This window comes from Actinomadura luteofluorescens, assembly GCF_013409365.1.
Lineage (GTDB): Bacteria > Actinomycetota > Actinomycetes > Streptosporangiales > Streptosporangiaceae > Spirillospora > Spirillospora luteofluorescens.
This window is the reverse complement of record NZ_JACCBA010000001.1, coordinates 1019832-1032132: the sequence shown is the minus strand read 5'-3', so window position 1 is coordinate 1032132 and position 12301 is coordinate 1019832. Positions and strand designations below refer to the sequence as shown.

The following is a 12301-nucleotide window of genomic DNA, read 5'->3' as shown; positions in this document are numbered from 1 at the left end:
GGGATGCATCGCGCGGCGGACGCTCCAACCGGACGATCACCAGGCTCGTCCTCGACCGACGTTGTTCTCCCAACCTGGGGCAGGTGAGATGGCCGGTACGGGACTCAGGGCGCTCAGGGCCGCCGACCCGGAACGGGTCGGGCCGTACCGGCTGCTGGCACGGCTGGGAGCGGGCGGCATGGGGCAGGTCTACCTGGGCCGGTCACAGGGCCGGCGGCTGGTCGCCGTCAAGGTCGTCCACCCGCACTTCGCCGACAACGCGCTGTTCCGGCGCCGGTTCACGAAGGAGATCGCGGCGGCGCGCCGCATCATGGGCTTCTACACGGCGCAGGTGATAGACGCCGACGCCGAGGCCGAGCCGCCGTGGCTGGCCACGGAGTACATCGCCGGACCATCGTTGCAGGACGCCGTCGAGGAGAACGGCGCGCTGCCCGAGGTCTCGCTGGCGGCCCTCGGCGCGGGGCTCGCCGAGGGGCTGCGGGCGGTCCACGAGCAGAACGTGATCCACCGGGACCTCAAGCCGGGGAACGTGCTGCTGGCCCGGGACGGGCCGCGGATCATCGACTTCGGCATCGCGCGCGCGATGGACGCGCCCACCCAGAGCCTGACGTTGATGGGCACGCCCGGGTACATGTCGCCCGAGCAGTTCCTGGGCGGCGACCTCGAACCGTCCAGCGACGTGTTCTGCCTGGCCGCGGTGCTGGCCTACGCCGCGACCGGCCGCCATCCCTTCGGGGAGGGACCGTCCGAGGCCCTCGGCTACCGGGTCCGTTACGAGGACCCGGACCTGACGGGCGTCCCTGCGTCGCTGCTGCCCCTGATCGCGGCGGGTCTGGAGAAGGACCCGGACGACCGTCCGGCGACCGGGGACTTCCTGGACCGCTGTTCCGCACTGGTCGCGGACGAGGGCATGTCTCTGCCGAAGCCGTTCACCACCATGATCGCCTCGCGGGTGGCCGAGACCGAGGTCTTCACGCGGAAGGCGGGCACAGGCGAACACCGGGCGCCTCCTCCGTCCCGCGATGGGAAACGGCCACCTGCGGACCGGAGCCAGTCGCCACCGAAGCCGGTTCCGGGGGAGCGTTCACCTGCCAAAGCAGGGGTCGCGGTAGTGGCCGGGGTCGCGGGTGTCGCGCTCGTCGCCCTGCTCATGGCCGTCGTGGGCAACGGAGACTCCAAAGGATCGGACAACGATGCCGCGGCGTCGACCTCGAAAACGAGCCGCTCGACCGGTCCCGCCAGCGAAGGAGGCAGTGCCCGGCCGAGTCCGACTCCTGACCACACCTGGAAGGCGTTCAACGAGATCTCGGTGAACGACTGCTTGAGCGCGTCCGGGAACCCCTGGAATCCCGGCGGATGGCTCGGAGACGTCCCCCGCGCGGTTCCCTGCGGGGAGAGCGACGCCTACCTGAGGGTCACCAGGGTGGGGAAGACCAGCAGCGCGTGCGGCTCCAAGCCGCTCGACGGAGAATCGTATTGGGAGTCCCCCGCTCACGGGGGAGACAGAATCTATCTCTGCGTGGAACGGCAGTTCAGGAAAGGCGAGTGCTTCCTGGGCAAGCAGGGCAGCAGGCCGGGCCTGGCGGCCATCAGCGGGTACGGCCTGATGACCGCCTGGAGATGCGGGAAGGGCGACCTCCCGAAGGAGTACGCACACGTCCTCCGGTTCACCGGCTACTACAGGAGCAGATGCCCCAAGGGCTCCCTGACCTGGGACTTTCGCCGAGGAGTCCTCTGCGCCAGGATCGTCTAGACGCGAAGCGCGGCTCGGGGCCGGGATGTCGGTGGCGTCGCGTTTAATCGAGGGGTGGACGTTGGAGAGCGCATCGCCGAGCTGACCGCCCAGGTCAAGCGACTGAACGATCTGTACTACGGCGCCGGTGACAGCCCGCTGCCGGACGCCGACTACGACGCGTTGAAGGACGAGCTGGCGGCACTGGTCGCCGAGCACCCGGAACTGGAGCCGGCCGACAGCCCGCTCGGCAAGGTCAACGCCCCGGCGGAGCTGACCGGCCCGACCGTGCGCCACGCGCGCCCGATGCTGTCGCTGGCGAAGGCGACGAGCGAGGAGCAGATCCGCACGTTCTGCGAGCGGTTCGGCGGCCAGGTCTTCCGCGTGTCGGAGAAGCTCGACGGGCTCTCGCTCAGCGTCGTCTACACCGACGGGAGGCTCGACTACGTGGCCACGCGCGGCACCGGCGCGGTCGGCGAGCTGGTGACCGAGAAGGTGCGCCACGTGATCCCCGGCCTGCCGGCCGAGATCGAGGCGCCCGGGCGCGTGGAGGTCCGCGGCGAGGCGGTGATGCTGCGGTCGGTGTGGACGGCCTACAACGAGGCGCACCCGGAGCGGATCCTGACCAACCCCCGTTCGGGAGCCGCCGGAACCCTGGTCCTGAAAGACCCCGAGGCGGCCGTCGCGGCCAAGCGGGTGCTGCGGTTCTTCGCGTTCGGAGCCGACCGCGACGGCGTCGCGATCGAGGTCCCGGAGGGCTTCGAGTCGGTCGCCCAGTATGTGGGCGCCGGTGCCGAGGAGGTCATCGCCGCGATCGAGGAGATCGGCGGCCGCCGCGACGGTCTGGACTACGACATCGACGGCGCGGTCGTGCGGCTGCACGAGCCGGCGGCGTTCGACGCGGCGGGCTTCAACAGCGCCGAGCCGCGCGGGGCGATCGCGTTCAAGTACCCGCCGGAGGAGAAGCTGACGACGCTGCTGGCGGTCCAGTGGCCGGTCGGCAAGATCGGCCGCGTTCCGCCGCGCGCGAAGGTCGCGCCGGTGTTCGTCGGCGGCGTGACGGTGGAGAACATCACCCTGCACAACCCCCGGCTGATCCGCGAGCGCGATCTGCGGATCGGTGACACGGTGGCGGTCGTGCGGCGCGGCGACGTGATCCCGTTCGCGGGCCGCTCGCTGCCGGAGCGGCGCGACGGGAGCGAGGTCGAGATCGTCCCGCCGGCGCACTGCCCGTCGTGCGACTCCGAGCTGGAGGTCCGCGGCACCGGCGAGGAGCGCTGGTGCGTGAACCTGCAGTGCCCGGCGCAGGCGACGCGCCGGCTGATGCACTGGGCCTCGCGCCAGGCGGCCGACATGGAGGGCGTCGGCGACGTCTGGATCGAGAAGCTCGCCGAGGACGGCGTGCTCAAGCGCCGCAGCGACTTCTACGACCTGACGACCGAGCAGCTGCTCGGCTACGAGCGGATGGGCGAGGTCAGCGCCCAGAACATGGTCGACTCGATCGCGTCCTCCAAAGGCGTGGGCCTGCGGCGCGCGCTGATCGGGCTGGCGATCCCGATGGCCTCCGAGGGCACCGCCAAGCGCCTGTGCCTGGCCGGCTACGAGCGCATCGAGGACGTCGCCACGGCGACGGCCGAAGACCTGGTGGCCATCCGCGACATCGGGCCGAAGGCCGCCGAGAGCATCGTGGCCTTCTTCGCCCGCCCCGAGGTCCGGGAAGAGATCGCCGCGCTGCGCGAGCGCGGCGTCGACCTCGACGTGCTGCCCGAGGACCGGCCCCTCGACGCGGCCGCCGCGGGCGACTCGCCGCTCAAGGGGAAGTCGGTCGTCATCACCGGCGCGTTCACCGATCCCCGCTCCGGCGCGAAGACCAGCCGACCCGACGTCACACGCCTGGTCGAACAGGCGGCCGCGACCACAGCCTCATCGGTCTCGACCAACACCGACTACCTGCTCACCGGAGACAACGTCGGAGCCGCCAAGACCGGCAAGGCCGAGAAGCTCGGCGTCACGGTCGTCCAGCAAGACGAACTGTGGCGCTGGCTGACCGAAGCCGGAGTCGTCTGACCCGGCTCACCCGAGCCTCCCGCCGGGCGTCGGACGCCCTTCCGTCCCAAGGCGCCCGCCGGTGGGGAGGGGCTCAGGCGTGAAGGGTGGGCCGGTAGACGAGCTCCTGGGTGTGTCCGTCGAGCGTCCGGCTCCCGATCAGTTCGAGGTCGAAGCCGGCCGCGCCCTGGAACCTGAAGCCGGAGGCTCCCGGCGCGCCCGCGACTCGCGAGGGCGCGCCGGGCGGGTGGCCCGGTCATGGAGAGGGCGCGTCCACGGGCGTTGTCGTATCGGCGTCGGCCTCTTCCGCGGCCTCGTGCAGGCTGATGACCTGGTTGGGGCACATCCGGACAGCCTGGCGGACCGTCTCGTGGAGGTCCTCGGGAGGAGACTCGGTGAGGAGGACGACGGTGCCGTCCTCGTCGGACTGGTCGAAGACCTCCGGCGCGAACAGGGCGCACTGTCCCGCGCCGAGGCAGAGGTCGTGATCGGCGACGATCCGCATGGCGGTCACCGCTCCCAGCTCACCGGCAGCCGGTGGACGCCGTAGATGAACATGTCGTGGCGCATGGGCACCTCGTCGGGCGGCACGGCGAGGCGCAGGCCGGGCAGCCCGTCGAACAGGGCGGTGAGCGCGATGCGCATCTCCACGCGGGCCAGCTGCTGGCCGAGGCACTGGTGGATGCCGTGGCCGAACGCCACGTGCTGGGACGGCGGCCGCGTGACGTCCAGCTCGTCGGGCCTCTCGAAGTGCTCGGGGTCGCGGTTGGCGGCGGGCAGCGACAGGACCACGGTCTGCCCGGCGCGGACCGGGTGGCCGTGGATCTCGACGTCCTCCTTGGCCACCCGGACGACGCCGAACTGGATGATGCTGAGGTAGCGCAGCAGCTCCTCGACCGCGGGGCCGGCGGCCTCGGCGCCGCGGCGGAAGGCGTCCAGCTGGTCCGGACGGGTGAGCAGGGTGAGGGTGCCCAGCGCCAGCATGTTGGCGGTGGTCTCGTGCCCGGCGACCAGCAGCAGCCGGCCGATGCCGCCGAGTTCGGCGTCGCTCAGCCCGGCCCCGGAGGTGATCAGCGAGCCGAGCAGCGCGTCGTCCGGGCTGCGCCGTTTGGCGGCCACCAGCTCCCGCATGTACCCCATCAGCGCGTCCCTGGCCTCCGCCACCCGACCCGTGTCCGCGGTGATGCTGAGCAGGTCGGCCGACCAGGCGTGGAAGCGGGCGCGGTCGGCGTAGGGCACGCCGAGCAGCTCGCAGATCACCAGGGACGGGATCGGCAGGGTGAACGCCGGAACCAGGTCGGCGGGCGGGCCGGCCGCGCGCAGGGCGTCGAGGTGGTCGGCGACGATCCGCTCGACGCGCGGCGCGAGGGCCTGCATCCGGCGGGTGGTGAAGAACGGCGTGAGCAGCCGCCGGTAGCGGGTGTGCTCCGGCCGGTCCAGGAACAGCAGCGAACCGGTACGGTCCTCGGGCCGGAAGGCGGGCCGCCTGATCGGCGAGGAGGCCGACGACCGGTCGGCGCTGAACCGCTCGTCGGCCAGGATCTCGCGCACGTCCCGGTGCCGGGTCAGCAGCAGGCCGGTCGCGCCGTCGGGGAACGACAGCGGGGACACCGGCGACTCCGTGCGGAGCAGGCCGAGCGCCGGCGGCGGGTCGAGCGGGTCGTCGCGCCGCGTGGGCAGCGGGGCGGGGGCGGGAACGGAGGCGGGGGGCTGCGGAACGCGCATGGGACGAGATCCCTTCCTCGGAGACTCGCGCTGTGCCGCTCGCGGCGGGACGGCACAGGGCGGCCCGCCGGAACCAACGAACGGCATCCGCTCCGAAAATAGAACGGACTCGTTCTATATGCGAGGTTCCGGCTGGTTGGGGACGTCCAGTAGGGGGGACAGGATGCCGTCCACAAAGCGATCGACCAGGTCGTGGCCGGGGGGCTCGTCCTGCATCAGCACATGCCCGAGGATGACCGCGAACGGCAGGTCCGCCAGCAGCCCGGCGTCGACCCGGCCGGGGATCTCGCCGCGCTCGCGCGCCCGGTCGAGCGCCGCCTCGATGGCGCGCCGCACGGGATCGGCGAGCCGCTCGCGGCGCATCCGGGCCAGCTCGGCGTCCCGGCGGCTGCCCTCCAGCAGCGCGATGACCAGCCCGCGGTCCAGGCTCGACCAGCTGGCGACGTAGGCCATCAGCAGCTGGCGGATGTCCTCGGTGAACGACCCGGCGTCCCGCCCCGACACCACGGGCCGGTAGCGCTCCATCGCGGCCATCACCAGGTGCGCCTTGGTGGGCCAGCGCTGGTACAGCGTCGCCTTGCCCACCCGCGCGCGCCGCGCCACCAGGTCCATGGTCAACCGCTCGTACCCGACCTCCGAGAGCAGGGCGAGGACGGCGTCGAACAGTTCCGCGCGCCGCTCGGGCCTGCTCAGCGGCACCTTCCTCAGCCCGCTCCGCGCCGTCACGTCGTCCCGCATGCCGCCCGCCCTCCGCGCCGGATCAAGGGTGCTCAACACCGTAGGCCAGCAGAAGTGTCACGGCAGTCCCCGGGACGGAAAAGAACAAACGCCGGGCCGCCGGTGAGCGCCGCCGAATGGGCGAAGGCGCCGTCCGCGTCTCGGCCTGACGAGATGGCCGGTGACCGTCGTCGGGAGCCGGTCGGCGTCGGAGGGGCGGACGACGACTTCTACCGCGGGCCGGGCGCCGTGCGCCCTGCACGCCGTCATCCGGCCCTGCGCGCCCAGGTGCCGGGTTGCGTTCGTGAGTTCGATCGGGTGATGCTGCTGATCCAGCCAGACGGCGGCAGAGCTTTGGTGGGTCATGGACGTGGTCAGCTTCGCCGATATCCCGGTGAAAGAGCGGTTCGCCTTCTGGCGCGAGATGAGCTCGAAGATGTGGATGCCGCTGGACGCGCGCTGCGAACCGCACCTGGAAGGCCCGTTCCAGGCCCATACCGCTCTCGGCGGGCCCGCCTCCCTCCAGGCGACCCTGCTGACGGCGACGTCGCTGACGATCCAGCGCACGCCCGGGCTGATCCGCCGGTCCGACCCCGAGACCTTCTTCGTGACCTGCGCCGTTCGCGGTCACGCCATGGGGGAGCAAGCTGATCGGCGGGCCGATCTGCGCACCGGTGATCTGATGCTCCGGGACAGCTCGCGTCCCTACCTGACCAGGTTCGGATCGGGGGACCCCGCGGGCGGCCAACTGCTCTCGCTGCAGTTTCCGCGCTCGATGCTGCCGATGCCCGAGCGGGGTCTGCGGGACCTCAGCGCGGTCCGCATCCGGGGTGACCGAGGCATCGGTGCGCTGGCCTCCCAGTACCTGCTGGAGCTGGCCCGGCGGCTCGAGGATTTCAGCGCGGCCGAGGCGGTGCGGGTGTCCACCCTGACCCTCGACGTCCTGACCGCGGCGCTGGCCGCCGAACTGGACGCCCGCAACGCCGTCCCGCCGGACGGGCGGCGGCGCGCGTTGCTCGCGCAGATCCACGCGTTCATCCGAGCGAACCTGGGTGATGCGCATCTGACACCGGGCGCGATCGCCGCGGCCCACCACATCTCGGTGAGCTACCTGCACCAACTGTTCCGAGCTGAAGAAATCACCGTCGCCGGCTGGATCCGCGAACGCCGCCTGGAACGGTGCCGCCGCGACCTGAGCGACCCGATGCTGGCCGCCACACCGATCGGAGCAATCGCGGCCCGCTGGGGCTTCACCAGTCCGGCGCACTTCAGCCAGGCCTTCCGCGCCGCCTACGGGCTCTCCCCTCGCCAGTTCCGCCAGAGTTCCGCAGGGAACGGCCGAGGACCGTCGGACCCCTCGGTCTGACGGTCCCGCCCGGCCGCACGATCATGACCCGTCGAGGGTGAGAGGACGGCGGCGAGTCCGATGGCGGCGGAGAAAGCGAAGCCCGTGCCCTGCCCTGGGCAGGGAGCTAGCAATAGTCGTGATAGGTCGTGTCCAGGGACCAGACGGGGTACCAGTTGGCGGACTTGAAATTCCGCGAGAGGTCGGGCGCGGAGGCGGGGGCCGGATAACACGAGATAATGCTCCCGATCACACCTCCGTCGAACGTCAGCACGTCCGCGTCGCCCGTCTGGTTGTTGATGATCCACTGGTATTTGCTGTCGTAGTTGAAGTTGTGGACGCGGTAGGACTTCTCGTCGTACAGCCGGAAGACGTACCAGTAGTTCCTCGTGCTCGTCTGGTTCGAGAGCACGTACAGGCAGGCGTAGTACTTGGCGCATGAGGGCAGGTAGTTCCGCGACTCCTCGCCGCGTGGCCGGTCCATCCACCTCCAGGGGCCCGAGATGCCGTCGATCGTCGGCTCGCCCCCGGGGCCGATGTAGGGGTCGGCGGACGCGTTCGGTGCGACGGCGACCGTCGACAGCAGCATGGCCGATGCCGCGACGGTGACCGCGGCGAGCCTTCTTTTCCGCATTCGCGCCGTTCGCATAATCATATGGCCCTCCTGGTTCGCGGTGAGCGCTCGTGCGCACCACTCTTGGATCAGCGAGTTCTTCCTCAGAAGTCTGAATGAGGCGCCATAAGACATCTATCGGGTGAGTGCACACCGCTTTAGGATCGGTGCAGTGTTCGGCGACGGCCGTCCGGGAGGCGCCCAGGAGACCGCGCGCTCGTGACCGACCCCGGCATCAGCGGTGGTGGACTCCATGCCCGCTCCAGCCTTTCGTGGACGGTCAGAAGGTGAGAGCGAGCGGGCCTCTCCGGCCTCGTCTTCGCCTGGAAGAGGTCCCAACCGCGCTACAGGCTTGACGCCTGATGCGGTGACCTGGAATGGGGTCCTCGCACTGACGTGCGCGGCCTCGTTCTCTCGCCGCGCGCGCGGGTCAGGGCCTGTGCGGGTCTGCGCGTTGATGACGGGATACTCCAAGGGTGGGATCGGACGTCTTTCCGGACGAGCTGCGGGCGGCGGGGGTGACGCCCCGTGAGCTGGAGATCTTCTGGCTCGTCGGGGACCGCCTGCACAACCAGGAGATCGCCGATGCCCTGAACGTGTCCGAGCGGACCGTGGAAAGCCACGTCTCGGCCCTCCTCCGCAAGCTCGGCGGCCCGGACCGGCAGGCCGCGCCGAACCGCCGGATCCTGGTCGAGGCGGCGGAGCGGCTGAGGGCGCTCCGCGACGCCGCCGCCCTGCCCAAGCCGATCTCCTCGTTCGTCGGACGAGGCCGGGAGATCGACGACCTGCACCGGCTCGTCCGCGAGAACCGGCTGCTCACGCTGACGGGACCCGCCGGGGCCGGCAAGACCCGGCTGGCGCTGCGACTGGCGAACGCGGTGACCGCCCTGCCGCCCGCCGTCCTGGTCGACTTCGCCCGCGTCCCGCCCGGCCAGAGCGTGGAGCGGGAGTTCGCCGACGCTCTCGGCCTCGTCGCCGGGGACGGGGAAGGGGGCGGCTCCCGCGCCCGGATCCGCGCCGCGCTCGCGAAGGGCCGGCACTGGCTCCTTGCCGACAACTGCGAGCATGTGGCCGACGGCGCGGCGGCGCTGCTCGCGGATCTGCTGGCCACCACGCGCGGCCTCCATGTGCTGGCCACCAGCCACGGGCCGCTGCGGGTGGCGGGGGAGGTCGTGTACGAGGTCCCGCCGCTTCCGGTCCCCGAGGAGGGCGACGATCCGGCGGCCGTGCTGAGCGCGGCGTCCGCGCGGCTGTTCGCCGACCGCGCCGCCGCGGTCTCGCCCGGTTTCGAGGTCACCTCGGACAACGCCCGGCACGTGGCGGTGATCTGCCGCAGGCTGGACGGCCTGCCCTTGGCGATCGAGCTCGCGGCGGCCCGGACCCGCGCGTTCTCCGCGGCGGAGCTGCGGACCCGGCTGGACGACCGGTTCGCGGTGCTGACCGACGGGCCGCACGGGTCACCGGCCAGGCACCGCACCCTTGAGGAGGCGCTGGACTGGAGCTACGAGCTCCTGAGCGGCGAGGAGCGGCTGCTGTTCGAACGCTGCTCGGTGTTCCCGTCCGCGTTCGACTACGACACCGCGACACGGATCCTCGGCTATCCGCCGCTGAGCGCGGCCACCCTCGTCCAGGTCTTCCCGCGGCTCCTCGACCGCTCTTTGATCTCGCGTCGGCGGCGGGACGAGACGACCGAGTACTGGCTGCTCGACAGCGTCCGCCAGTTCGCGCACCGGCGGCTCCAGGCGAGCGGGACCGCCGATGTGGCACGGGAACAGCATGCCCGCCACCACCTGGGGCAGGGCGTGGCCGCGCTGACCGACCTGTGCGGGCGAGACCAGGCCGCCGCGCTCCGCTGGTTCGGGCACCACTGGGCGGACCTTCGGGCCGGGATGCAATGGGCTCTCCAGCAGCCGGAGACGAAGGTCGCGTGGGAGTTCCTCGCGGGCATCGGCACCGGATGGGAGGTGCTCGGCGCCCGTGGCGAGCTCTTCGACTGGCTCGGCACGTTGCTCGACGAGCATCCCTTCCCGCAGGGCTCCCTGGGCGTCCGAGCGGCGATCACCTGCGCCTTCCTGCTCGATTACCAGGACACCGAACGGGCGCGGAGGTTCGCCGAACAGGCGTACGAGCGCGCCGGGAACTCCTCTGCGCGGGACCGGGCCCTGGCCTTGCTCGCAGTCGGCTGGACGGCGAGGGCGGCGGCGGTGGAGCAGGGCAGCGAGTTCGAGGTCCTCGAACGGGCCGTCTCCCTTTTCGAGCGGCTGGGCGACGACTGGCATCGCGCTCTGGCGCTGTTCTGCCTCGGGCTGTCCGCGCCGGACACCTCGGCCGCCCTGACCCGGCTGGCGGATGCCGCCGACCTCTTCGAGCGACTCCACAACCCGGTCAAGCGCTCCAACTGCCTCTTCCACATGGCCAATCTCGCGATCGAGGACCGCGTCCGTCTCGACGAGGCCGCGACCTGGCTGGCCGAGGCGGGCCGGCTGGCCGGGACCAGCGGCAACGAGCACGAGCGCCTGCACACCGAGCTCGCCCTCGCCCGCCTCGACCAGGCACGTGAGGACCACACCGCCGCCGGACCCCGGTTCGCCCGGCTGCTATCCGAGTTCCGCCAGATCGGCGACCTGCGCTGCGCGGCACGGTGCCTCCACGGGCTCGGCGGCGCCGTCGCCTCCGCCGGTGACCACGGGCCCGCCCGGCGGCACCTCGCCGAGGCCCTGGAGATCGCCGTCGGCCTGGGCGACCGGAACGTGCTCGTGACGAGCCTGCTCCTGCTCGCCGACGCCGATCACGCGGCCGGGCGATCCGACCGCGCAGCGATCCTGCTGGGCGCCGCCGAGAACCTCGCCCCGAGGTCACCCGCGAGCCCGGAGCCGCCACTTCGGGCCGTCCTCCGCGAACGCCTCGGACCCGCCGGTTTCGCCACGGCCCTCGCCACCGGCCGGAGCACTCCGCTCACCGCGTTGCCCTCGCTCTGAAGCCCTGTGACCGGCCGCGTTCCCGCCGGAGGCGTCAGCTGAGCTTCGAGGTCTCGTCCTCGATCGGACGGCCGAAGGTCACGGCGTCGAGGACGGCCGGGGGAGCGGTCGCGCGGAAGGCGGCGTCCGGACGTGCGCCGAGCGCGCCGTTGACGGTCGAGAACGCGATGCGCAGCGCCGCGAACACCGTGATCGCGAAGACCTGGAGATCGTCCCAACCGGTGTCGCGCAACTCCTGCACGTCTTCTCCAGAAGTGCCGTGGGGCATGACGGCGACCTTGCGCACCCAACCGGCGAGGGCCCGCTCCCGGGCGGTCAGCCCGACGTCGGCGCCGCGGAGCACGGCGGCGGCGGTGTCCGCGTCGCCGGCCTCCGCCAGCCGGGATCCCCAGGCCAGTGCGCAGTACGAGTCGCCGGCGGCCGAAGCGCACGCGGCGATGAGGATGCCGCGTTCGCGGCCGTCCAGCCCGGCCGCCTTGCCGGCCTCACGAAGCAGTTCGAAGAGCCCGGCGACGAGGCCGGGCCGGTAGGCCCAAAGCCTGGAGTTGTTCATGACGTGACCGGTGTCGGCGACGTCCTCGTCGAACATGCGCTGCGCCTCGTCGGTCATGGGAGGGGCCGAAAGAAAGCCGATCTCGTTCATCGCCGTCCCGCCGCGAAGGTGACCGGACGGCCCTGCTCCTTCCACGCGGCCAGCCCGCCGTCGAGATGTGCGACGTCGGTGTAGCCGAGCACCTGCAGCGTCTGCGCGGCCAGCGCCGACCTGCCGCCGGAGGCGCAGTAGAGGATCGTCCGCGCGGACGGGACGAATTCCTCACGGTGGTACGGGCTGGCGGGATCCGCCCAGAACTCCAGCATTCCACGGGGCGCCTGAATCGCGCCCGGGATGGCGCCCTCGCGCCGGACCTCGTCGGGCTCGCGCAGATCGACCAGCGCCACATCGCCGCCTTCCAGCGCGTCGGCGACCTCTGGCACCGACAGGTTGCGCACCTCGTCTCGTGCGCGAGTCACCAGCTGCCGTACGGAACCGCTCATTTCCTCACCTCGAACTGTCGGGTGTCCTTGCCCTCTATCTGACAAGGGCCCGGCAGAAGGCACATCCGTGCTCAGTACGGAGACACCGTCCGGGGAGGAGTTCCTGGCAG

Annotated in this window: 10 protein-coding genes; 4 read left to right on the top strand and 6 right to left on the bottom strand. The window is 71.6% G+C overall.

From position 1 onward, the window contains the following. Positions 1–88 precede the first annotated feature (88 nt). Both BJY14_RS04490 and ligA read left to right on the top strand, forming a co-directional pair. Positions 89–1753, top strand: a complete 1665-nt coding sequence (locus tag BJY14_RS04490; RefSeq protein ID WP_179842440.1) for a serine/threonine-protein kinase — start codon at positions 89–91, stop codon at positions 1751–1753. Between the two features lie 54 nt (positions 1754–1807). Next, positions 1808–3799 carry an NAD-dependent DNA ligase LigA gene (ligA, locus tag BJY14_RS04485; protein ID WP_179842439.1) on the top strand — a complete coding sequence of 664 codons (1992 nt, stop codon included), beginning with the start codon at positions 1808–1810 and terminating at the stop codon, positions 3797–3799. Between the two features lie 235 nt (positions 3800–4034). Here ligA and BJY14_RS04480 read toward each other — a convergent pair whose 3' ends face one another. The 3 genes from BJY14_RS04480 to BJY14_RS04470 all read right to left on the bottom strand — a co-directional run bounded on the left by BJY14_RS04480 (position 4035) and on the right by BJY14_RS04470 (position 6241). Then, positions 4035–4283, bottom strand: coding sequence for a ferredoxin (locus BJY14_RS04480; protein WP_179842438.1), 249 nt, complete (start codon positions 4281–4283; stop codon positions 4035–4037). A 5-nt stretch (positions 4284–4288) separates the two neighbouring features. Further along, positions 4289–5503, bottom strand: a complete 1215-nt coding sequence (locus BJY14_RS04475; RefSeq protein WP_179842437.1) for a cytochrome P450 — start codon at positions 5501–5503, stop codon at positions 4289–4291. 114 nt (positions 5504–5617) lie between these two features. Further along, a complete protein-coding gene (locus BJY14_RS04470) occupies positions 5618–6241 on the bottom strand; it encodes a TetR/AcrR family transcriptional regulator (RefSeq protein ID WP_179842436.1) in 624 nt (207 codons plus the stop codon). 343 nt (positions 6242–6584) lie between these two features. Here BJY14_RS04470 and BJY14_RS04465 point away from each other — a divergent pair, with 343 nt between their 5' ends. Further along, on the top strand, positions 6585–7586 hold the full coding sequence (locus tag BJY14_RS04465; RefSeq protein WP_179842435.1) for a helix-turn-helix domain-containing protein: 1002 nt from the start codon (positions 6585–6587) through the stop codon (positions 7584–7586). A 106-nt stretch (positions 7587–7692) separates the two neighbouring features. Here the strand turns inward: BJY14_RS04465 and BJY14_RS04460 are convergent, their stop codons facing one another. Beyond that, positions 7693–8199 carry a hypothetical protein gene (locus tag BJY14_RS04460; protein ID WP_179842434.1) on the bottom strand — a complete coding sequence of 169 codons (507 nt, stop codon included), beginning with the start codon at positions 8197–8199 and terminating at the stop codon, positions 7693–7695. A 455-nt stretch (positions 8200–8654) separates the two neighbouring features. On the opposite strand from BJY14_RS04460, the gene BJY14_RS04455 reads away from it, so the two are divergent. After that, a complete protein-coding gene (locus BJY14_RS04455; protein WP_179842433.1) occupies positions 8655–11156 on the top strand; it encodes an ATP-binding protein in 2502 nt (833 codons plus the stop codon). A 34-nt stretch (positions 11157–11190) separates the two neighbouring features. Here BJY14_RS04455 and BJY14_RS04450 read toward each other — a convergent pair whose 3' ends face one another. After that, positions 11191–11766 (bottom strand): carboxymuconolactone decarboxylase family protein, encoded by a 576-nt coding sequence (locus BJY14_RS04450; protein WP_246395795.1) that lies wholly within the window; start codon positions 11764–11766, stop codon positions 11191–11193. 29 nt (positions 11767–11795) lie between these two features. After that, complete coding sequence (locus BJY14_RS04445; RefSeq protein ID WP_179842431.1) at positions 11796–12191, bottom strand: rhodanese-like domain-containing protein; 396 nt, start codon at positions 12189–12191, stop codon at positions 11796–11798. Positions 12192–12301 lie beyond the last annotated feature (110 nt).